This is a genomic window from Streptococcus mitis (assembly GCF_946190375.1).
Taxonomy (GTDB): domain Bacteria; phylum Bacillota; class Bacilli; order Lactobacillales; family Streptococcaceae; genus Streptococcus; species Streptococcus mitis_CJ.
In genome coordinates, this window is record NZ_CAMIAF010000009.1 from 71,400 (window position 1) to 94,708 (window position 23,309).

The following is a 23,309-nucleotide window of genomic DNA, read 5'->3' on the forward strand; positions in this document are numbered from 1 at the left end:
AGATAATAATCCTTCCTATTTGCTTAATTTCATTATAAAATTTTTAGTTCAAAATAGCAAGTTAAAGGAGTAGATAATTCTCTATGGTAATAAATCTAAAAAAAAGTTCAAAATTTAATAAAAATAATTGACTGAATAAAATATATCTGTTAGAATAAAAACAAGGAAAAAGAAAGGGGTTTCATTGTATGAGAAAAAAACGTGGAATTAAAAAATTAGTTACATTTGCATTGCTAGGTGTTTTTATGTTTAGTAATACAATTCCTTACCAATTGTTTATTCAGAAGAATAAACAATTGGAGATTCGAGTGCAATCGCAAAAGAAGTCCAATGGTCTTGATGTTGGGAAGGCAGATTAATTATTTGGGATAGGAGTGCATACATTTTTACATATTAGGAGGGATTATAATGAATAATATTGTTGGTTTATATACTACTATTGATGATATCGGAAATCATGAGCGTCACTATACAAAACTTGGTGATTTCCAAAAAGGAAACAATCCTTGTATTGTAAGGTATATCTCAGGCAGTGATGCAACTGTGAGATATCAAGATGAGGTTTATTCGCTTGAAGCAGGGATGATTCTTGGTGCGGATGCCCTAGTTGATACAAATAATTCATTTGTTGAGATTACTGACTCATATGAAAATATTTATAGACTTGCACCTGAAAGTCAATTCTGTTTAGAAATGACAGTTAAGGGAGTAATTCCAGTTCATTTTGGACATGTTCATGTTATTCCTTCTTATCAGACAATTGAAGCAGGAGCTAAATATAGAACAAGTTGTTATACAGGTCGTAATCAAGTTACTATTGAAATGGTTGCGAATAATATAGATGTATATTATTCATATGATAAACCCGTTGAAGTATTTGAGTTTGATGAGTTAGGAAATAAATTTACTTTGTTTACGTTGGCACCGTATCAGAAATGTATTCTTCAAGACCAAGGTGGTAGTATGCGAGATAGATACCATGTTTTAGAACAATCTAACTTGGAAAATAGTGAAGTCATAAGATTGTATGAAACTTATTGTATGCCATTTAATTGGAGATTACAAGCTGAAGAGGTGCAACTAAGTGCACAGGCTAATTAGTATTGTGTTGTTGTATTCTGGCTAAACACTTAGAAATTAAAGTATGCACTTATATAATTTGGGCTAGAGTTTATTCTAGCCTAAAATTTTATTAAAAGGTAGATTGAACATGGAAAAAATATTTAACTATTTAAATTTATATCTAAAAAGTTTGAATTTTGTGTGGAAAACATCAAAGTCTATAATGTTGTGGATGATTTTAATGGTTCCTATACAATCTATTCTTCCTTCTATCAGTATTTTTATTACTAACATAGTTGTCAATAAAATATCCTCTTTGAATTCCATAAATCTTACTATGCTTATTGCGGTTTGGGGGGTATCTTTCTTTCTTAACAATCTAATATCCCCACTGCTCGTGATGATACAAGGTCGCATGACTGATTTATTGACGTATCAATTAAATACGGAGTTGATGCGTAAATCAGAGAGATTACAGAATATTAGTTATTTTGAAGATAGCGAATTCTATAACGATATACAGTTGCTTAGTTCAGAAGCAAGTTGGCGTCCAGTAAATTTATTAGTATTTGGAACTAGCCTTATCTCCAACGCAATTGTATTTGCTTCTATGCTGTTAATGGTTAGCTCTGTGAATATACTAGTAAGTTTACTACTGTTTGTTGTATTGATTCCACAAGGTATCATAGCTTATAGAATCCAGCAACAGGCATTTGAAACACTTGTGTCTAATAGTGAAGAATCTCGTAAGTTAGATTATTATAGTCAGGTTCTTTTGAGTAACAATCACATTAAAGATATTCGGCTTTATAATTTATATTTCTTTTTTATTACAAAATATACAGATGTATTTACATCAATAACTGACAAGCTCCAAGTTGATCGGAGAAAAAAATTTACCAATTCAGCTTTATTTATAACTCTTAATAGTATCGTCATAATTTTAATGTTTGGATATGTTATTATTCAAATCAAAAAAGGTGTTTTAGATTTAGGTGTTATTTTTGTGTTTTCTACTAGTATTATCTACTCAATAAATAGTATGGCTAGACTTGTAGAAGATAGTTCACTCCTCTATGACACTCTCCTCTACATGGAAAACTTTTTTAAGTTTATTGAAATTGAAGATGAGCTAAGTACAGAAGTACCAATTACTAAAACTGAAAATAATTTTGGTGATGATATCATAGAATTTAGAAATGTTAACTTTTCTTATTCAAACAATTCTGATTTGGTATTAAGTAACGTTAGCTTTAAAATAGCTGAGGGAGAGAAAATTGCAATAGTTGGGGAAAATGGAGCTGGAAAAACGACTCTAGTCAAATTGCTATGTGCTTTCTATCCTAACTATTCGGGTGATATAATAGTAAACAATAAGTCACTTAGAGAATATGAATTGACAGATTATAGAAAGCAGATTACTTCAATTTTCCAAGATTTTTCTAAATTTGACATTTCATTAAGAGAGAATGTTGCACTGTCCGATTTATCTAGGATATTTAAAAATGAAGATATAACTAAAGCGCTTGATAAAGGTCGGTTTAATATAAAAGATATGTCATTAGACCAAGTTTTGGGAAGAAAATTTGATGGTGGGAAAGAATTATCTGGCGGGGAGTGGCAGAAAGTTGCACTGTCAAGAGCGTTTTTTTCAAATGCACCAATCTTAATATTAGATGAGCCGACGGCATCAATTGATGCCAAAGCAGAATATGAATTATTTCAAGATTTTCTGCAATTGACACAAGGAAAAACTGTTTTCTATATTACTCACAGACTTGCGAGTGTAAAATTTGCTGATAAAATTTTGGTGTTAAAATCCGGAGAAATTCATTCATTCGGAACTCATAATGAGTTAATGAATAAGGATGAGTATTATAGAAAATTGTATAAAATGCAATCGTCAATGTACGCTGAAGAATAGTTTGAAATATAGGAGCTGATATGGAAGTTCTCCGCATGAAAAATATCGAAAAACAAATTAATTCACGACATATCCTTCAAATACCTGAGTTAATTCTTCATCATGGTGAACGGATAGGAATTGTAGGGAGTAATGGTGTAGGAAAAACAACTTTGCTAAGAATGATTATCCAGGAAGATATTGATTACAAAGGTATGATAACAGTGAATGGAGATATTGCTTATGTTCCTCAAGTTAAGGAGATTAGAGATGGATCAGGAGGAGAGATTTCTTTAAAGTTATTAAAGGAGGCCTTTTCTTCAAGACCCTCTATACTAATTTTAGATGAGCCGACATCTCATTTGGATCAGCATAATGTTCAATGGTTAATCCATAGAATATCGAAATTTGATGGTACAATAATTTTGGTTAGCCACGATCGTTTTTTACTAGACAATATTATAGAAAAAATTGTTTTCATTGAAAGGAGTCAAATAGGAGTTTTCAAAGGAAATTTTACGGAATTTGAAAATGAAAGAAATCAAATAGAAGAGCAATGTTGGAAAAATATTGCTCAATATAACAATGAAGTGGCTAGGTTAACTAAAGAATTAGAAAATAAAAAGATAAGATCAAAAAAAATTAGTAAGAAAAGTTCTAATAGAATCAGCAACTCAGACTGGAAAGCGCGTTCAAAATTGGGGAGCTACGATAGTCAAGAAAAAGCCATGGCCAAATCAGCCAAAGCTATTGAAAAAAGATTAAGTAGATTGACTGCACCTTCCCGACCTTCACCTAAAACACAAATTAAGTTTAAAACAATAAGCTCCACATTAGAGTATTCTTCTAATACAATGATCGAATTAAAAGAAAGCAAGATAAGTACAAATTTTATAGATCTTTATATACCTCAAATAAAAATGAGGTTTGGAGAAAAATGGTTGTTAACTGGAAGAAATAAATCTGGAAAGACTACATTATTAAAAAGTATAGTAAATCAAGAAATAGATGGATATTTTTCAAAAGGTTTAAAAATTGGGTATTTTAGTCAAGAATTAAATACACTAGACCAAGATAAAACACTCTTTGATAATATATATGAAACAAGTAGTCATAATAAACAATTAATTATAAACTTTCTTGCAATGCTAGATTTAAAATTTGATAAAATATTTGTTCCGTTTGGCAAGCTCTCTGGGGGTGAGCAAGTTAAAGGCCAACTTGCATCAGTCCTTCTGAGCGATTCAAATTTTCTTATTTTAGATGAACCAACAAACTTTCTTGATATTACCTCACTTAATGCACTAGAAAAATTCTTATTAAGTTATCCAGGTTCGATACTTTTGGTTTGTCATGACACATATTTTCAAGAAAGATTACATTTTAAAAAGTTATGCATTCTAAATAACAACTTGCTTCTAGAGGATTACTTTGAAGATTGATTGACTAAGCTAAATAGGTGAACCATTTTATTTTTTTGATAGCTAATCAATATCCATGATGTAAAAAGCAGCGTAAAATCGACGCACACCCGCATAGCGGGTGTTTTTTTGTCTCGCACCTAACGGAGCGAGACGGACTAATAGTCACATAATCAAAAAACGCACCATATCAAAAACTAAAAAGTTTGATATCATGCGTCATGTCTTAAAATACTTGACTATACTTTCTATTCAAATGAGCTTTTAACCAATTGATTGAGCCAATCCACTCTTAAAACCAAAGAGCAATTTCTCTCTTAGCTGACTCTTCTGAATCTGAACCATGTACAACATTTTGAATAGCTTGGTTTTCTCCAGCAGCTCTTGCAAAATCACCTCGAATAGTTCCTGGTAAAGCTTCTTCTGGACGAGTTGCACCCATCATGGTCCGCCAAGTTTCGATTACTTTGGGACCAGAAATGACACCCACAAGAACCGGTCCTGAAGTCATAAATTCACGAATCGGTGGGTAAAAACTCTGACCAACCAAGTCCTGATAGTGCTGGTCAATCAACTCTTCTGAAACCTTTGTACGCAACTCCAATTTTTCGATTGTCAATCCACGTTGTTCGATGCGTTTCAACACCTCACCCACTAATCCTCTTTTTACACCGTCTGGTTTAATGATAAAAAATGTTTGTTCCATACTTGTCTCCTTTGTCAGCTTCTTTCTTTTATACTCTTCGAAAATCAAATTCAAACCACGTCAACTTCGCCTTGCCGTACTCAAGTACAGCCTGCGGCTAGTTTTCTAGTTTGCTCTTTGATTTTCATTGAGTATTATTTTACCACATTTTATGGAAAAATGGAGAAAGTTTTCAGAAAAGAGAAAGAGAACCCGAAGGCTCTCTCATCTGCTTTTATTCTACTGTTTCTTCCACAGTTTCAACGGCAGTATCCACAACTACTTCTGTTGTTTCTTCATTTCCTTCTTCCTCTACTGGAGGATTAAGGTATTCTTCTTCGTTGATAGCATGTGGTTCAAGGTTACGATAGCGAGCCATACCAGTACCTGCTGGGATGATCTTACCGATGATAACATTTTCCTTGAGTCCAAGAAGATGGTCTTTCTTACCACGGATAGCCGCATCTGTAAGGACACGAGTTGTTTCCTGGAAGGAAGCCGCTGACAAGAAACTGTTGGTTTCAAGTGAGGCTTTGGTAATTCCCATAAGGACTGGACGACCTGTCGCTGGAACTCCACCTGCGATAAGGACATCTTTGTTAGCATCTGTAAAGTCATTGATATCCATGAGGGTACCCATGAGAAGATCTGTGTCACCTGGATCCATGACACGTACTTTACGGATCATTTGACGAACCATTACCTCGATGTGTTTGTCACCGATTTCTACCCCTTGGCTACGGTAAACTTTTTGTACTTCACCAAGAAGGTAAGTTTCTACTGACAAGACATCGCGAACTGCAAGGAGACGTTTTGGTTGGATAGAACCTTCTGTAAGAGCAGCACCACGCGCTACTTGGTCCCCAACTTCGACACGCATACGAGCTGTAAATGGAACGACATATTCACCTTCGCCAGTTTCACCCTTAACAAAGACTTTCTTAGTACGAGTTGATGCATCTTCTTCGATAGCCGTAACTTGTCCTTTAACCTCTGTGATAACCGCTTCCCCTTTAGGATTACGGGCTTCAAAGATTTCTTGGACACGAGGAAGACCCTGAGTGATATCGGTATTTGAGGCAACCCCACCCGTGTGGAAGGTACGCATTGTAAGCTGTGTACCAGGTTCCCCGATAGATTGGGCAGCGATTGTACCAACTGCTTCACCAACTTCAACTGCATCACCAGTCGCCAAGTTGATACCGTAACAGTGACGGCAAACACCATGACGAGTGTTACATGTAAATACAGAGCGGATAGTCACTTCTTCCACACCAGCGTTGACAATTTCACGCGCCTTGTCTTCTGTAATCAACTCATTTGGACCGATAATCACTGCACCAGTTTCTGGATGTTTAACAGTTTTCTTAGTGTAACGACCATTGAGACGCTCTTCGAGTGACTCGATCATTTCTTTTCCTTCTGCGATAGAGCGGATCAAGAGACCACGATCTGTTCCACAGTCGTCCTCACGGATGATAACGTCTTGGGCAACGTCAACCAAACGACGAGTCAAGTAACCTGAGTCGGCTGTCTTAAGGGCCGTATCGGTCATACCTTTACGGGCACCGTGAGTTGAAAAGAACATTTCGAGTACTGACAAACCTTCGCGGAAGTTTGAAAGGATTGGCAATTCCATGATACGTCCGTTCGGAGCCGCCATCAGACCACGCATACCGGCAAGCTGTGAGAAGTTTGAGATGTTACCACGGGCTCCAGAGTCCATCATCATAACGATTGGGTTCTTAGGATCTTGGTTGGCAATCAAACGTTTCTCTAGTTTTTCACGGGCAGCACGCCATTCAGCTGTAACAGCATTGTAACGCTCGTCGTCTGTGATCATACCACGACGGAATTGTTTTGTGATTTGTTCTACACGTTTGTGTGATTCTTCAATGATTTCAGCCTTGTCATCAACGACTGGGATATCGGCAATACCCACTGTCAATCCTGCAAGAGTTGAGTGGTGGTAACCGAGGTTCTTCATGCGGTCAAGTAGGGCAGAAGTTTCTGTCGTACGGAAACGTTTGAAGATTTCAGCGATGATATTTCCAAGGTTTTTCTTCTTGAATGGAGGGTTGAGTTCAAGATTGCTGATAGCTTCCTTGATATTTCCACCAAGTGGCAAGAAGTATTTAGCTGGAACGCCTTCTGTCAAGTTGGCATTATTTGGTTCTTGCAAGTATGGTAGCCCCTCTGGCATGATGTCGTTGAAGAGGATTTTACCAACTGTTGTGAGCAAGACCTTATGTTTTTGCTCTTCTGTCCAAGGCTTGTTGAGGCTGTCTGTTGCGATACCAACACGTGAGTGGAGGTGAACATAACCATTACGGTAAGCCATAACCGCTTCGTCACGGTCTTTGAAGACCATTCCTTCACCTTCACGACCAGCTTCTTCCATAGTCAAGTAGTAGTTACCCAAAACCATGTCCTGAGACGGAGTAACAACTGGTTTACCATCTTTCGGGTTCAAGATGTGCTCAGCAGCTAGCATCAAGATACGAGCTTCTGCTTGGGCTTCTTCTGAAAGCGGTACGTGGATGGCCATTTGGTCCCCGTCAAAGTCGGCATTGTAGGCTTCACAGACAAGCGGGTGCAAGCGAAGGGCCTTACCATCAATCAAGACTGGCTCGAAGGCTTGGATACCCAAACGGTGAAGGGTCGGTGCGCGGTTCAAAAGCACTGGGTGTTCTTTAATCACTTCTTCAAGAATATCCCAGATACGCTCATCTCCGCGTTCCACCAAGCGTTTAGCTGCTTTGACGTTTTGCACGATATCACGGGCAACGATTTCACGCATCACGAATGGTTTAAAGAGTTCGATAGCCATTTCACGTGGCACACCACATTGGTACATCTTAAGCGTTGGACCAACGGCGATAACGGAACGTCCTGAGAAGTCAACACGTTTACCGAGCAAGTTTTGACGGAAGCGTCCTTGTTTACCTTTAAGCATGTGACTCAATGATTTCAGTGGACGGCTACCTGGTCCTGTGATTGGACGACCACGACGACCATTGTCAATCAAAGCGTCAACTGCTTCTTGAAGCATACGCTTCTCATTTTGAACGATAATACCTGGTGCATTCAACTCAAGCAAACGAGCCAAACGGTTGTTACGGTTGATAACACGGCGGTAAAGGTCATTCAAGTCAGATGAGGCAAAACGGCCACCATCCAACTGCAACATTGGACGAAGATCTGGTGGAATAACCGGAAGGATGTTAAGAATCATCCATTCAGGTTTGTTTCCAGACTTGTAAAAGGCATCCAAAACATCCAAACGACGGATTGCTTTGACACGTTTTTGTCCAGTAGCTGTTTTCAACTCTTCTTTGAGTTCAGCAATTTCTTTTTCAAGATCTACTTGTTTTAAAAGGTCTTGGATAGCTTCGGCACCCATCTTGGCAACGAATGATCCATAACCGTATTCACGCAAGCGCTCACGGTATTCGCGCTCTGTCATGATAGACTTGTGCTCAAGTGGTGTATCCTTAGGATCAATCACCACATAAGCCGCAAAGTAGATAACTTCCTCGAGGGCACGAGGGCTCATATCAAGGGTCAAGCCCATACGGCTGGGAATCCCCTTGAAGTACCAGATGTGAGATACAGGAGCTTTCAATTCGATATGTCCCATACGCTCACGACGAACTTTCGTACGCGTTACTTCAACCCCACAACGGTCACAAACAATTCCTCTATAACGAATGCGTTTGTACTTACCACAAGCACATTCCCAGTCTTTTGTAGGTCCAAAGATAACTTCATCAAAGAGACCTTCACGTTCTGGTTTCAAGGTACGGTAATTGATTGTTTCAGGTTTTTTGACTTCTCCATAAGACCATGAACGGACTTTACTTGGAGAAGCTAGGGTGATTTGCATACTTTTAAAACGATTTACATCAACCACTATTTCTTCCCTTTCTATTCTAAGTGAACTGCTTATTCTTCTTCAGCAGCTTCTTCTGTTGCTTCCGCTTTTGTTGCTTTTTCAGCTTCTTCAGCTTCAAAGGCTGCTTTAGCCTCTTGTGCTGCTTTTTCGCGGGCTTTTTCAAGGTCATCTACGTGGATGACATCTTCGTCCATTCCTTCATCCAAGTCACGAAGTTCCACTTCTTGGTCATCTTCATCTAGGACACGCATGTCAAGACCAAGAGATTGCAATTCTTTGACAAGAACTCGGAAGGATTCTGGAACACCTGGTTTTGGAATTGGTTTTCCTTTTGTAATAGCTTCATAAGCTTTCAAACGTCCATTGATATCGTCAGACTTGTAAGTCAAGATTTCTTGAAGAACATTTGACGCACCATAGGCTTCAAGAGCCCAAACCTCCATCTCACCGAAACGTTGTCCACCAAACTGAGCTTTACCTCCGAGTGGTTGTTGGGTAACAGTTGAGTAAGGTCCGACTGAACGCGCGTGCAATTTATCGTCAACCATGTGGTGGAGTTTGATCATGTACATGACACCAACAGAAACACGGTTATCAAATGGTTCACCAGTACGTCCATCGTAAAGGATTGTTTTGGCATCGCTATCCATGCCAGCTTCTTTAACAGTTGACCAAAGGTCTTCAGAACTTGCTCCGTCAAAGACTGGTGTTGCGATGTGGATTCCAAGAGTACGAGCCGCCATACCAAGGTGGAGCTCCATAACCTGACCGATATTCATACGTGATGGCACCCCAAGTGGGTTCAACATGATATCGACTGGAGTTCCGTCTGGAAGGTAAGGCATGTCTTCTACAGGAACGATACGAGAGACAACCCCTTTGTTTCCGTGACGTCCGGCCATCTTATCTCCGACCTTAATCTTACGTTTTTGAGCGATGTAGACGCGAACCAGCATGTTAACACCTGATTGCAACTCATCTCCATTTGCACGTGTAAAGATCTTAACATCACGAACGACACCATCGGCACCGTGTGGTACACGAAGAGAAGTATCACGCACTTCACGAGATTTATCTCCGAAGATAGCGTGCAGGAGACGTTCTTCAGCTGAGAGGTCTTTCTCACCCTTAGGTGTTACTTTACCTACAAGGATATCACCTTCTTTAACCTCAGCACCGATACGGATAATACCCATTTCGTCAAGGTCTTTAAGGGCATCTTCACCAACGTTTGGAATTTCACGAGTAATTTCTTCAGGCCCAAGCTTTGTATCGCGTGTTTCTGATTCGTATTCTTCAAGGTGGACAGATGTGTAGACATCGTCTTTCACCAAGCGTTCGCTCATGATAACGGCATCCTCGAAGTTGTAACCTTCCCAAGTCATGTAGGCAACGATTGGGTTTTGTCCAAGCGCCATTTCTCCATTTTCCATGGAAGGTCCGTCAGCAATGAAATCGCCTTTTTCAACGACATCGCCAACTTTTACGAGAGTGCGTTGGTTGTAAGCAGTACCTGAGTTTGAACGACGGAATTTTTGGATGTGGTAAACGTCCAATGAACCATCTTCACGACGAACTTCTACCTTGTCAGCATCTGCGTAAGTAACTTTACCATCATACTGAGCAATCACAGCCGCTCCAGAGTCGTGGGCTGCTTGGTATTCCATACCAGTACCAACGTAAGGTGCCTGAGGATTGATCAATGGCACAGCCTGACGTTGCATGTTGGCTCCCATGAGGGCACGGTTGGAGTCATCGTTTTCCAAGAAAGGAATACATGCCGTCGCAACGGCAACTACCTGTTTTGGTGATACGTCCATATAGTCAACAACATTAGCTGGATACTCTTGGTTGACCCCTTGGTGACGTCCCATGACAACTTTTTCAGCAAAGGTTCCATCTTCGTTAAGACGAGAGTTGGCCTGCGCTACAGTGAATTCATCTTCTTCATCGGCTGTCAACCAAACGATTTCGTTCGTAACAACACCTGTTTCACGGTCAACTTTACGGTATGGTGTTTGAACAAAACCATATTTGTTCAAGTGTCCGTAAGATGACAAGTTATTGATCAAACCGATGTTAGGTCCTTCAGGTGTCTCGATTGGACACATACGACCATAGTGAGTGTAGTGCACGTCACGTACTTCATATCCAGCACGGTCACGCGTCAAACCACCAGGTCCTAAGGCTGATAAACGGCGTTTGTGAGACAACTCAGAAAGTGGGTTGTGTTGGTCCATGAACTGTGACAACTGTGATGAACCAAAGAATTCTTTAACCGCAGCTGTTACAGGACGGATATTGATAATTTGTTGTGGTGTCAAGACTTCATTGTCCTGAACAGACATACGTTCACGGACATTACGTTCCATACGAGAAAGTCCAAGGCGTACTTGGTTGGCAAGCAATTCACCAACCGCACGGATACGACGGTTTCCAAGGTGGTCGATATCATCTACACGGCCAAGTCCTTCAGCCAAGTTGAGGAAGTAACTCATCTCAGCAAGGATATCTGCAGGAGTGACGATACGAACCTTGTCATCTGGATTGGCATTACCAATAATTGTTACGACACGGTCTGGGTCAGTTGGTGCAACAACCTTGAATTTTTGAAGAACAACTGGCTCAGTCACAACGGCTGCATCATTTGGAATGTAAACAATCTTGTTCAAGTCGCCATCCAAATAGCTTTCAATACTTTCAATCACGCTACGAGTCATGATTGTTCCAGCTTCTACCAAGATTTCTCCTGTTTCAGGGTCTACCAATGGCTCTGCAATGGTTTGGTTGAGCAAGCGTGTTTTAACATTGAGTTTTTTATTGATCTTGTAACGACCAACTGCTGCCAAGTCATAGCGACGTGGGTCAAAGAAACGAGCTACAAGCAAGCTACGTGAGCTTTCAGCAGTCTTAGGCTCACCTGGACGAAGGCGTTCGTAAATTTCTTTCAAAGCTTCGTCTGTACGAGAGTCCATTGGGTTCTTATGGATATCTTTTTCAACAGTGTTGCGAACCAATTCGCTATCACCAAAGATATCAAAGATTTCATCATCACCTGAGAAACCAAGCGCACGAACCAAGGTTGTAAATGGAATCTTACGAGTACGGTCGATACGAGTGTAGGCGATGTCTTTTGAGTCGCTTTCAAGCTCCAACCAAGCTCCACGGTTAGGGATAACCGTTGAACCATAGCCTACTTTACCGTTTTTATCAACTTTATCGTTAAAGTAAACACCTGGTGAGCGGACCAACTGAGATACGATGATACGTTCACCACCATTGATGATAAAAGTACCCATTTCTGTCATGATTGGGAAATCACCAAAGAAAACTTCTTGGGTCTTGATTTCGCCTGTTTCTTTATTGATCAAGCGGAAGGTTACAAAAATTGGTGCTGAGTAGCTAGCATCGTGAATACGAGCTTCTTCTAGCGTGTATTTTGGTTCCTTGATTTCATATCCAACAAATTCCAACTCCATTGTGTCTGTGAAGTTTGAAATTGGCAATACATCTTCAAATACTTCCTTAAGACCGTGGTCTAGGAAAGCTTTGAATGAATCAGTTTGAATTTCAATCAAATTTGGTAAGTCAAGAACTTCTTTGATTCTTGAAAAACTACGACGGGTACGATGTTTCCCGTATTGAACGTCATGTCCTGCCAAGATGATTCTCCTTTGTAAATAAGTTCCAAGCCTTATCAATCAGGCTTTCTAATCGTCATATGGTTGTAAAACCCCTATCACCGTGTCCCTTTGATAAATTTTCAGAATCTTTAAATCTTTGTTACAAGTACTCAAAATCCTGAAAAAAAGCACAAAAAGAGCAGCTAAATCTGACTTTTTCAGAAGATTTAACTGCTGTGAGCCTTGTCTGGACAATATTTCAGACAAAACCTACGACAAATGATTACTCATATTATACCCTATTTAGCTAGATTTTTCAAGGGATTCTGTGGATTTTTGGTAAATTTTTTTCCTATAAAAAATTGAATTCAACTATTGCTTTACGAAGTTCATTTTCAGCCTAATTACCCAAAAGAATATAGTAAATTGGTTATCCTATTTTATCTTAGCCCATTTTCCTTGACTTTACTTGCCTTTTCTTTTAATATATATGTATAAATATATAAGGAGGTTTATTATGGATATTTTGCTTTCTGAAACAGAACAGAATTTGCTAATGTTACTGGAAGAACTAACCAAACACCAGGATTGGATACAAGATTCATCTTTGTCAGAAAATCTGAATCTGTCAGCAGAAGAATTGCAAGAACTCCTTTTTAAACTTGAGCAATTATTTCCTAACCTCCTTATTCGATCAACAAAAGAAGGTATTCAGTTGCGGTTTGAAGACCGAAACTCTTTAGACCCTAGGATTGCCATCTTTGAACAATCTACAACCTACTCTTTTTTGAACCGTCTCTTTTTCAAAGAGGGACAATCACTTGACCAAATAGGTCAGGAACTTATGATTGGCTACGAACAAGTTCAGGAAATCATCCAGCATCTAAATACTAAACTCCCGCAACATTATGGCATCAGCATACAACTTTCCCCTTTAGTCATGGAGGGAACAGAAGAGAACATTCGCGCCTTTTATCTAGACTATTTTAGCCAAAGTTACAGTTTTCTTGATTGGCCCTTTCCGTCTATTTCTGAAGAATCACTCACTCACTTGATTCAGCTATTTTTGAACGCCCAACAAGTTTCACTCACCCTCAGCAGTCTACGGCAAATCAAATATACCCTAGCTATCAATCTAGAGCGGTTTAATATGAGTCATTTGATTGAAGATCCTACTCCCCTTTTAACCAGTCACTACAGCTCTCTCATGCAAATTCCGCAGTTTGAACAAGATATCAAAAAGCTGGCTAAAAAACTCCATTTTGAACCTACAAAGGAAACAATGGAACAGCTATTTTCAACACCAGCAAAGTCGCCTCAAATCACAAATAAACCTTGTAATGAAGCGATAGGAGACATTCATCAGATTCAAAAATCCTATCGTTTATTGAGTCAAATTTTAGAAGAATTGGCTAAAGAATTTCACCTACAAATTGCAAATCGAGAAGAATTGATTTGGCTCCTCCACTACACTGCCCAAGCTGATTTTCTACACCCACTTAGCAACAAGTCTCTTGAAAAACAGAAGTCTCTACTTTTAACCAATTATCAAAAAGAATTTCCAAAACTATTTGAAGTAAGTAAAAGTAAATTTCAGACGTATCTAGCTGAGATTGGTCTAGAGAGTCACCCAAGTAAGCTACAAGAGCTAGTTTATGCCTTTTCTATCCAAGGACAACGCATTTTAGTCCAATTACTTCAAAAGCTTCCCAAAATTCGTGTTTTGGTCATTAGTCATCTAGATAGTGAGCATGCACAAAACCTAATTGACACCCTTTCCCACTACGGTAACAATCTCTATCTATTTGACCCTTGGGAAAAGTCCAGTATCTCTTCCTCAATCTTCCATCAAATTCCACACGATATTGTTATCACTACCTTCCCTGTTTCCAACTGTCCGAAACCCATTATTTGTAGTCGGAATCTTCCTACTGCAGAACTATTTCACCACCTCCACCTTTTGGGTTCACAAATTCATAAAGAAAGACTAGCTTAGTCGTAACAGAAAACCTGTTGCGATTTTCTTTTAGTTCAATTTCAAGAAAACGCTTGCATATTATTTTACTAAGTGCTATACTGATATAGAAATTTATTGATTGGAGAATCATTATGAGAAAAACACCATCTCACACTGAGAAAAAAATGGTTTACAGCATCCGTTCCCTCAAGAATGGAACTGGTTCTGTCCTTATTGGAGCAAGCCTTGTTCTGCTTGCCATGGCTACACCAACTATCTCAGCCAACGAAAATACTACAAGCAATAAGGGAACTAGTAATGAAACTACTACTGTCCTTGCCCAACCTCTTACTGATACAGCAGTTAACTCTGATAAGAACGAAAGTGATATTTCTTCACCTAAAAATGCAAACGCTTCCCTAGCGAAAACAGAAGAAAAACCTGCAACAGAGGCAACCACTCCTGCTGCTGCAACTCCAGCCGATTCAGCACCACAAACTGGGCAAGATCGTTCAAATGAGCCAACTACTTCTACTAGTCCAGTAGCAACTGAAACTAAGGCAGAAGAGCCAATCGAAGACAACTATTTCCGTATCCACGTCAAAAAGCTTCCTGAAGAAAACAAGGATGCTCAAGGACTATGGACTTGGGACGATGTTGAAAAACCTTCTGAAAATTGGCCTAACGGAGCCCTGTCCTTTAAGGATGCCAAAAAAGATGACTATGGCTACTACCTAGATGTCAAATTAAAGGGAGAACAAGCCAAGAAAATTAGCTTCCTCATCAATAATACAGCTGGAAAAAATCTAACTGGCGATAAATCGGTAGAAAAACTGGCGCCAAAGATGAATGAGGCTTGGTTGGACCAAGATCACAAGGTTTTCTCTTACGAGCCACAACCTGCAGGAACTATTCGTGTCAACTACTACCGCACAGATGGCAACTATGACAAGAAAGCTCTCTGGTACTGGGGAGATGTGAAAAATCCAAGTAGTGGTGAATGGCCTAACGGAACAGACTTTACGGCTACAGGCAAATATGGTCGCTATATCGATATTCCACTCAAAGATGCAGCTAAAGATCTTGGATTTTTATTACTAGACAGAAAGAAACAAGGAGACGATGTGAAAATCCGTAAAGAAGATTATAAGTTCACAGATTTGAAAAATCATAGCCAAATTTTCCTAAAAGATGATGACGAAACCATCTACACCAACCCCTACTATGTGCACGATATCCGCATGACAGGAGCTCAACACGTAGGAACTTCTAGCATTGAAAGTAGTTTTTCAACACTTGTCGGTGCTAAAAAAGAAGATATCCTCAAACACTCCAACATCACTAATCACCTAGGAAACAAAGTAACTATCACTGATGTTGCAATCGATGAGGCTGGTAAGAAAGTGACCTACAGCGGAGATTTCTCTGACACAAAACATCCTTATACCGTTAGCTACAACTCTGACAAATTCACTACCAAAACAAGCTGGCGTCTGAAAGATGAGACTTACAGTTATGATGGCAAACTTGGAGCTGACCTAAAAGAAGAAGGAAAACAAGTTGATTTAACTCTTTGGTCACCAAGTGCTGATAAGGTTTCTGTCGTTGTCTACGACAAGAATGACCCTGAAAAAGTGGTTGGAACTGTCGCTCTTGAAAAAGGGGAAAGAGGAACCTGGAAACAAACTCTAGATAGCACAAACAAACTAGGCATCACTGATTTCACTGGCTACTATTATCAATACCAAATCGAGCGTCAGGGTAAAACTGTTCTTGCACTCGATCCTTACGCTAAATCCCTCGCTGCTTGGAACAGCGATCTTGCAAAAACAGACGCTTCCCATAAAGTGGCTAAAGCCGCCTTTGTAAATCCAGCTAAACTAGGACCTCAAGACTTGACTTATGGTAAAATTCATAACTTCAAGACTCGTGAAGATGCCGTTATCTATGAAGCTCATGTGCGTGACTTCACTTCAGATCCTGCCATCGCAAAAGATTTGACTAAGCCATTTGGTACCTTTGAAGCCTTTATCGAAAAACTAGACTACCTCAAAAACTTGGGTGTAACCCACATCCAGCTCCTTCCAGTCTTGTCTTACTACTTTGTCAATGAATTGAAAAACCACGAACGCTTATCTGACTATGCTTCAAGCAACAGCAACTACAACTGGGGATATGACCCTCAAAACTACTTCTCCTTGACTGGTATGTACTCAAGCGATCCTAAAAATCCAGAAAAACGAATCGCAGAATTTAAAAACCTCATCAACGAGATCCACAAACGTGGCATGGGAGCTATCCTGGACGTAGTGTATAACCATACAGCCAAAGTCGATATCTTTGAAGACCTAGAACCAAACTACTACCACTTTATGGATGCTGACGGAACACCTCGCACTAGCTTTGGTGGTGGACGTTTGGGGACAACCCACCATATGACCAAACGTCTCCTAGTTGACTCTATCAAATACCTAGTTGATACCTACAAAGTAGATGGATTCCGCTTCGATATGATGGGAGACCATGATGCAGCTTCTATCGAAGAAGCTTACAAGGCCGCACGCGCCCTCAATCCAAACCTCATCATGCTGGGTGAAGGTTGGAGAACCTATGCTGGCGATGAAAACATGCCTACTAAAGCTGCTGACCAAGATTGGATGAAACATACCGATACTGTCGCTGTCTTCTCAGATGACATCCGTAACAACCTCAAGTCTGGTTATCCAAACGAAGGTCAACCTGCCTTTATCACAGGTGGCAAGCGTGATATCAACACTGTCTTTAAAAATCTCATTGCTCAACCAACCAACTTTGAAGCAGACAGCCCTGGAGATGTTATCCAATACATCGCAGCCCATGATAACTTGACCCTCTTTGACATCATTGCCCAGTCTATCAAAAAAGACCCAAGCAAGACTGAGAACTATGCTGAAATTCATCGTCGTTTGCGACTTGGAAATCTCATGGTCTTGACGGCTCAAGGAACTCCATTTATCCACTCTGGTCAGGAATACGGACGTACTAAACAATTCCGTGACCCAGCCTACAGAACTCCTGTAGCAGAGGACAAAAAACCAAACAAATCTCACTTGTTGCGTGATAAGGACGGCAACCCATTTGACTATCCTTACTTCATCCATGATTCTTACGATTCTAGCGATGCAGTTAACAAGTTTGACTGGACTAAGGCTACAGATGGAAAAGCTTATCCTGAAAATGTCAAGAGCCGTGACTACATGAAAGGTCTGATTGCCCTTCGTCAATCTACAGATGCCTTCCGACTTAAGAGTCTCCAAGATATCAAAGACCGTGTACACCTCATCACTGTCCCAGGTCAAAATGGTGTAGAAAAAGAGGATGTAGTAATTGGCTACCAAATCACTGCTCCAAACGGTGATATCTACGCAGTCTTTGTCAATGCGGATGAAAAAGCTCGCGAATTTAATTTGGGAACTGCCTTTGCCCACCTCAGAAATGCTGAAGTTTTGGCAGATGAAAACCAAGCAGGACCAGTAGGAATTGCCAACCCGAAAGGACTTGAGTGGACTGAAAAAGGCTTGAAATTGAATGCCCTTACAGCTACTGTTCTTCGAGTCTCTCAAAGCCGTCCAGCTATGAAAGATAAACCAGAATTTGACCTTTCAAATTCTAGACAAGAACAAGGTCAAGAGCACAGTACAAGCGATATTCCAAATCGATTAAACAAACCTGAACATCAAAATACAGATCCAGCTCCACAAGCTAAACCTGATTCTACTAAACCAGATACAAAAGTAGCTGATGCAGAAAATAAACCTAGCCAAGCTACAACTGATTCACAAGCTGAACAACCAGCACAAGAAGCACAAGCATCATCTGTAAGTGAAGCTGTTCGAAACGAATCGGTAGATAACTCTAACAAGGAAAATATATCTGCAACTCCAGCTAAACAAGCTGAACTTCCAAATACAGGAACCAAAAACGATAACAAACTCCTGTTTGCAGGAATTAGTCTCCTCGCCCTTCTAGGTCTCGGGTTCTTGCTAAAAAACAAAAAAGAGAACTAAACTAGCCCTCCTATAGAAAAATCCCCCGAGCTATAATGCTTGGGGGATTGATTTTTGTACAATATTTGTTGTCCTAATAAACTCGATTAGGATTTTTTATTAAGCCTCTTTCATGGCAAAATAAGCCCGTACTTTTGGAGCCACTTGCGTTCCGAAAAGTTTAATAGCTCTTAGAACTTGATCATGAGGCATGGAGCCAAGCGGTAAAAGCGGTCCAAACCTAAATCCTTAATCATGCGAATCAATTTTTCCGCCACCTGATCTGGATTGCCCACAAACATAGCACCATTTGGCCCAACTTGCTCCAAATATTGCTCATAACGCAATTCCTGCCAGTGCGGACGGTCTTTGGAAATAGCATCCACCACTTGCTTGGTCGGATGGAAATAATCTTTTACAGCCTGCTCACCATCCTCAGCAATCCAACCCCAAGAATGGGCTCCAACCTTTAGTTCCTGACTGGCATGACCCGCTTCGCTCCCAATCTCACGATAAGCCTGAATCAACTTTTTAAAATAACGCGGATTGCCACCAATAATGGCATAGACAATCGGTAGGCCTACCTGAGCAATCTTCACTGTTGATTCGACATGACCACCTGTCGCTATCCACAAGGGTAATTTGTCCTGAACTGGACGAGGATAAACTTCTTTGCCAGAGATTGTTTGGGTCAAGCGACCTTGCCAGTCTAGCTTGGTCTTTTCATTAACTAACTGAAGCAAGTCTAATTTCTCATCAAAAAGGGCTTCGTAGTCTTTCAAATCATAGCCAAACAAGGGGAAAGATTCCGTGAAAGAACCCCTTCCAGCCATAATCTCCGCACGTCCATTTGACAAAGCATCAATAGTGGCATATTGTTGGAACAAACGAATCGGGTCCATACTTGAGAGAATGCTGACTGCACTGGTCAAACGGATTTTCTTGGTATTGACTGCTCCAGCTGCCAGAACAATCTCTGGGGCTGATACTGCAAAATCCGCTCGATGGTGCTCACCAATTCCATACACGTCCAAATCAACCTTATCAGCCAGTTCAATCTCCGCCACCAACTGACGAATGCGTTCGGCATGGCTGTAAGTTTGCCCAGTCCCTTCAAGCTCCGTTGTTTCCCCAAATGTTGAAATTCCCAATTCTACCATTGTGATTCTCCCCGTCTATTTCTTTCCTGCAATTTGAAAAATTATTCTAACACGAATCTTGACTACAAGCAACCAATCTGTTCACAAGAAAAAGCCTAGATAACTAGACTTTTTTAGCTTATTCTACCGTTACTGACTTAGCAAGGTTACGTGGTTTGTCCACATCAAGTCCACGGTGGAGTGTTGCAAAGTAAGCGACTAATTGCGTTGGCACAACCATTGAAATTGGTGAGAGGTAAGGGTGCACAGTTGTAAGGACGATATCGTCTGTATCTTTGGCTACATTTTCTTCTGCGATAGTAAGCACCTTGGCACCACGGGCTGCGACCTCTTGGATATTTCCACGAGTATGGTTGGCAAGAACTGGGTCAGACAAGAGGGCCAAGACTGGCGTTCCTTCTTCAATCAAGGCAATGGTTCCGTGCTTGAGTTCTCCTGCCGCAAAGCCTTCACACTGGATGTAAGAAATCTCTTTGAGTTTGAGACTGGCTTCCATGGCTACGTAGTAATCTTGACCACGTCCGATGTAAAAAGCGTTACGAGTCGTTTCAAGAAGCTCACGAACCTTGGCTTCAATGGTTTCTTTCTCTGAAAGAGTTGATTCGATAGACTGAGCTACGATTGACAATTCATGAACTAGGTCAAAGGCTTGCGCTTTAGCATTGCCGTTCGCTTCACCGACTGCTTTTGCAAGAAAGGCAAGGGCTGCAATTTGCGCTGTATAGGCCTTGGTTGAGGCCACGGCAATTTCAGGTCCTGCGTGAAGGAGCATGGTATGGTTAGCTTCACGTGAAAGGGTTGAACCTGGAACATTTGTCACTGTTAAGCTTGGAATTCCCATTTCATTAGCCTTGACCAAAACCTGACGGCTATCTGCTGTTTCACCAGACTGGCTGATAAAGATGAAGAGTGGTTTTTTGCTGAGAAGTGGCATACCGTAACCCCACTCAGATGAGATACCAAGTTCAACTGGTGTATCTGTCAATTCTTCCAGCATCTTCTTAGAAGCAAATCCTGCGTGGTAAGATGTTCCAGCTGCAAGGATGTAGATGCGGTCTGCGTCTTGAACGGCCTTAATGATAGCTGGGTCAACCACTACTTGACCTGCCTCATCTGTGTAGGCTTGGATGAGTTTACGCATCACCGTTGGTTGCTCATCGATTTCCTTGAGCATGTAGTAAGGATAAGTCCCCTTACCGATATCTGACAAGTCTAGCTCAGCAGTGTAGCTAGCACGCTCACGGCGATTACCATCATAGTCTTGAACTTCAACACTATCAGCCTTGACGATGACCAACTCTTGGTCATGGATTTCCATGTATTGGCTGGTTTCACGAATCATAGCCATAGCATCTGAGCAGACCATGTTATAGCCTTCTCCAAGACCAATCAAAAGTGGTGATTTATTCTTAGCCACATAGATCACTTCAGGATTTTGTGAGTCAACCAAGGCAAAGGCATAAGAACCACGGATGATGTGAAGAGCTTTTTTGAAGGCTTCAAGAACTGAGAGCCCTTCTTCTTCCGCAAATTTTCCAATCAAGTGAACGGCGATTTCCGTATCTGTTTGCCCCTTGAAGTGGTGACCAGCAAGGTATTCTTCCTTGATTTCCAGATAGTTCTCAATCACACCATTGTGAACCAAGACAAATCGCTCAGTCTCAGAGCGGTGTGGGTGAGCATTGTCTTCCGTTGGTTTCCCGTGAGTCGCCCAACGAGTATGCCCGATACCAGTTGTACCCTCAACACCAGCTGTCTTAGCAGATAATTCTGCGATACGACCGACAGCCTTGACTAGGTGATTTTCAGCACCACCTAGGACAAAAATCCCCGCAGAATCATAGCCACGGTATTCGAGCTTTTCAAGCCCTTGAATCAAAATATCAGTTGCATTTGTGTTTCCAACAACACCAACAATTCCACACATAGTATATACGACACAGACCAGCTGTGCTTTCTCCTTAAAATTGGTATAGTCTAATTCCTCTTTTGTAGAATCAGCAAAAACAGTATATACTTGTTTCTTTCACTTGTCAAGAGTAAAAATTGGTATAGTTCAAATTAAGCTCTTGTAAGCCAAAAACTCTGACCAATTAGGACAATCAGTCAGAGTCTTTCTTAAAATCCATTATTGTCGCTTAGTTCCTTGAACCAGTGCCCTGATTTTTTCAGACGACGTTCTTGCGTTTCCAAGTCTAATTCGACCAAACCATAGCGATTTTTATAGCTGTTGAGCCATGACCAGCAATCGATAAAGGTCCAAATCAAGTAGCCCTTACAATTGGCTCCGTCTTCAATGGCACGGTGCAGTTCACGCAGATGAGCTTTTACAAAGTCAATACGGTAATCATCTTGAATCATTCCATCTTGACGGAATTTTTCTTCCCCTTCAACACCCATACCATTCTCTGTCAACATCCACTCGATATTGCCATAATTTTTCTTGATATTTTGGGCGATGTCATAAATCCCTTGCTCATAAATCTCCCAGCCACGGTGAGGATTGATTTTACGTCCAGGCATCACATAAGGCTCATAAAAATGTTCTGGTAAGAGTGGACTCTCTGGGTGCTTAGCAAATCGAGGAGCCATAACACGCAAAGGTTGATAGTAGTTGACACCAAGGAAGTCCACTGTATTGTCACGAATGAGCTTCAACTCCTCCTCTGTAGCATCAGGCAAGAGACCGTATTCATGTAAGATTTCTACCAACTCCTGTGGATAAGTCCCTAAAACAGACGGATCTAAGAAAGATTGGGCCTGAAAAAGGTCCGCAATACTAGCAGCCTTGACATCAGCAGGATGCTGGCTACGTGGATAAGCCGGTGTCAAGTTGAGGACAATCCCAATCTTGGAATCTGGCAAAAGTTCATGACAAGCCTTAACCGCCCGACTGCTGGCCAATTGTGTATGATATGCTACTTTAACGGCTGCCTCTGCATCCACCTTATGTGGATAATGGGCATCGTAAAAATAGCCAAATTCTACTGGAACGATGGGCTCGTTAAAGGTAATCCATTGATCCACTAAATCTCCATAAGTCTCAAAACAAAAACGGGCATAGTCTTCATAAGCTGAAACTGTCGCCTTATTTTCCCAACCATCACCAGCTTCTTGAAGAGCAAAAGGCAAATCAAAGTGGTAGAGATTGACTAAAAGACGAATCCCCTTAGCCTTAATAGCCTCAAAAACTTTACGATAGAAATCCACACCTTGAGGATTGACTTTTCCACATCCTTGTGGAAAAATCCGTGACCACTGAATAGAAGTCCGAAAGGCCGTGTGACCAGTTTCTAACAAGAGATCGATATCCTTTTCCCAGTTTTCATAAAAGGTTGATGTTTTATCTGGACCAATCCCATTATAGTAACGATTTGGCTCCACTTGGTACCAATAATCCCAGAGATTATCTCCCTTACCGTCACCAGCTACACGTCCTTCTGTTTGTGGTCCAGAAGTAGAGGATCCCCAGACAAAATCCTTCGGAAATCTTAGCATACATTTACCTCTTTATCTACTCATTTTTCCCATTATACAGAAAAAACAAGGTAAAAACTAGTTACATTTTTTCCTTGTTT

The 23,309-nt window shown here is 40.6% G+C and carries 11 protein-coding genes and 1 pseudogene; 6 read left to right on the top strand and 6 right to left on the bottom strand.

Going from position 1 to position 23,309, the window contains the following annotated elements:
- The first annotated feature begins 188 nt into the window (after nt 1–188).
- The 4 genes from N8M09_RS05710 to N8M09_RS05725 all read left to right on the top strand — a co-directional run bounded on the left by N8M09_RS05710 (nt 189) and on the right by N8M09_RS05725 (nt 4,407).
- A complete protein-coding gene (locus N8M09_RS05710; protein WP_138030392.1) occupies nt 189–359 on the top strand; it encodes a PhrA family quorum-sensing system peptide in 171 nt (56 codons plus the stop codon).
- Nucleotides 360–408: 49 nt separating this feature from the next.
- On the top strand, nt 409–1,101 hold the full coding sequence (locus N8M09_RS05715) for a hypothetical protein (RefSeq protein WP_261064417.1): 693 nt from the start codon (nt 409–411) through the stop codon (nt 1,099–1,101).
- 109 nt (nt 1,102–1,210) lie between these two features.
- The gene (locus N8M09_RS05720; RefSeq protein ID WP_261064419.1) at nt 1,211–2,986 is read left to right on the top strand and encodes an ABC transporter ATP-binding protein; all 1,776 of its coding nucleotides are present in this window, start codon (nt 1,211–1,213) and stop codon (nt 2,984–2,986) included.
- Nucleotides 2,987–3,021: 35 nt separating this feature from the next.
- Nucleotides 3,022–4,407, top strand: a complete 1,386-nt coding sequence (locus N8M09_RS05725; protein ID WP_261064422.1) for an ATP-binding cassette domain-containing protein — start codon at nt 3,022–3,024, stop codon at nt 4,405–4,407.
- 271 nt (nt 4,408–4,678) lie between these two features.
- On the opposite strand, the gene ndk is transcribed toward N8M09_RS05725, so the two are convergent.
- The 3 genes from ndk to rpoB all read right to left on the bottom strand — a co-directional run bounded on the left by ndk (nt 4,679) and on the right by rpoB (nt 12,628).
- Nucleotides 4,679–5,092: a nucleoside-diphosphate kinase gene (ndk, locus tag N8M09_RS05730; protein WP_261064424.1), complete on the bottom strand. Its 414-nt coding sequence runs from the start codon at nt 5,090–5,092 to the stop codon at nt 4,679–4,681.
- Nucleotides 5,093–5,306: 214 nt separating this feature from the next.
- Complete coding sequence (rpoC, locus tag N8M09_RS05735) at nt 5,307–8,984, bottom strand: DNA-directed RNA polymerase subunit beta' (RefSeq protein WP_261064426.1); 3,678 nt, start codon at nt 8,982–8,984, stop codon at nt 5,307–5,309.
- 32 nt (nt 8,985–9,016) lie between these two features.
- Entirely contained in the window at nt 9,017–12,628 is a 3,612-nt protein-coding gene (rpoB, locus tag N8M09_RS05740; protein ID WP_261064428.1) for a DNA-directed RNA polymerase subunit beta, read from the bottom strand.
- Nucleotides 12,629–13,106: 478 nt separating this feature from the next.
- Here rpoB and N8M09_RS05745 point away from each other — a divergent pair, with 478 nt between their 5' ends.
- Both N8M09_RS05745 and N8M09_RS05750 read left to right on the top strand, forming a co-directional pair.
- Nucleotides 13,107–14,585, top strand: a complete 1,479-nt coding sequence (locus N8M09_RS05745) for an AcpB/EbpR/MafR family transcriptional regulator (protein WP_261064432.1) — start codon at nt 13,107–13,109, stop codon at nt 14,583–14,585.
- Nucleotides 14,586–14,698: 113 nt separating this feature from the next.
- Nucleotides 14,699–18,592 (top strand): pullulanase, encoded by a 3,894-nt coding sequence (locus N8M09_RS05750; RefSeq protein WP_261064433.1) that lies wholly within the window; start codon nt 14,699–14,701, stop codon nt 18,590–18,592.
- 99 nt (nt 18,593–18,691) lie between these two features.
- Here N8M09_RS05750 and N8M09_RS05755 read toward each other — a convergent pair.
- The 3 genes and pseudogenes from N8M09_RS05755 to bglA form a co-directional block, all read right to left on the bottom strand.
- Nucleotides 18,692–19,731 (bottom strand): annotated as a pseudogene (locus N8M09_RS05755) (LLM class flavin-dependent oxidoreductase).
- Between the two features lie 118 nt (nt 19,732–19,849).
- Nucleotides 19,850–21,658, bottom strand: a complete 1,809-nt coding sequence (gene glmS, locus N8M09_RS05760; RefSeq protein WP_261064434.1) for a glutamine--fructose-6-phosphate transaminase (isomerizing) — start codon at nt 21,656–21,658, stop codon at nt 19,850–19,852.
- Between the two features lie 191 nt (nt 21,659–21,849).
- Complete coding sequence (gene bglA, locus N8M09_RS05765) at nt 21,850–23,229, bottom strand: 6-phospho-beta-glucosidase (RefSeq protein ID WP_261064435.1); 1,380 nt, start codon at nt 23,227–23,229, stop codon at nt 21,850–21,852.
- Nucleotides 23,230–23,309 lie beyond the last annotated feature (80 nt).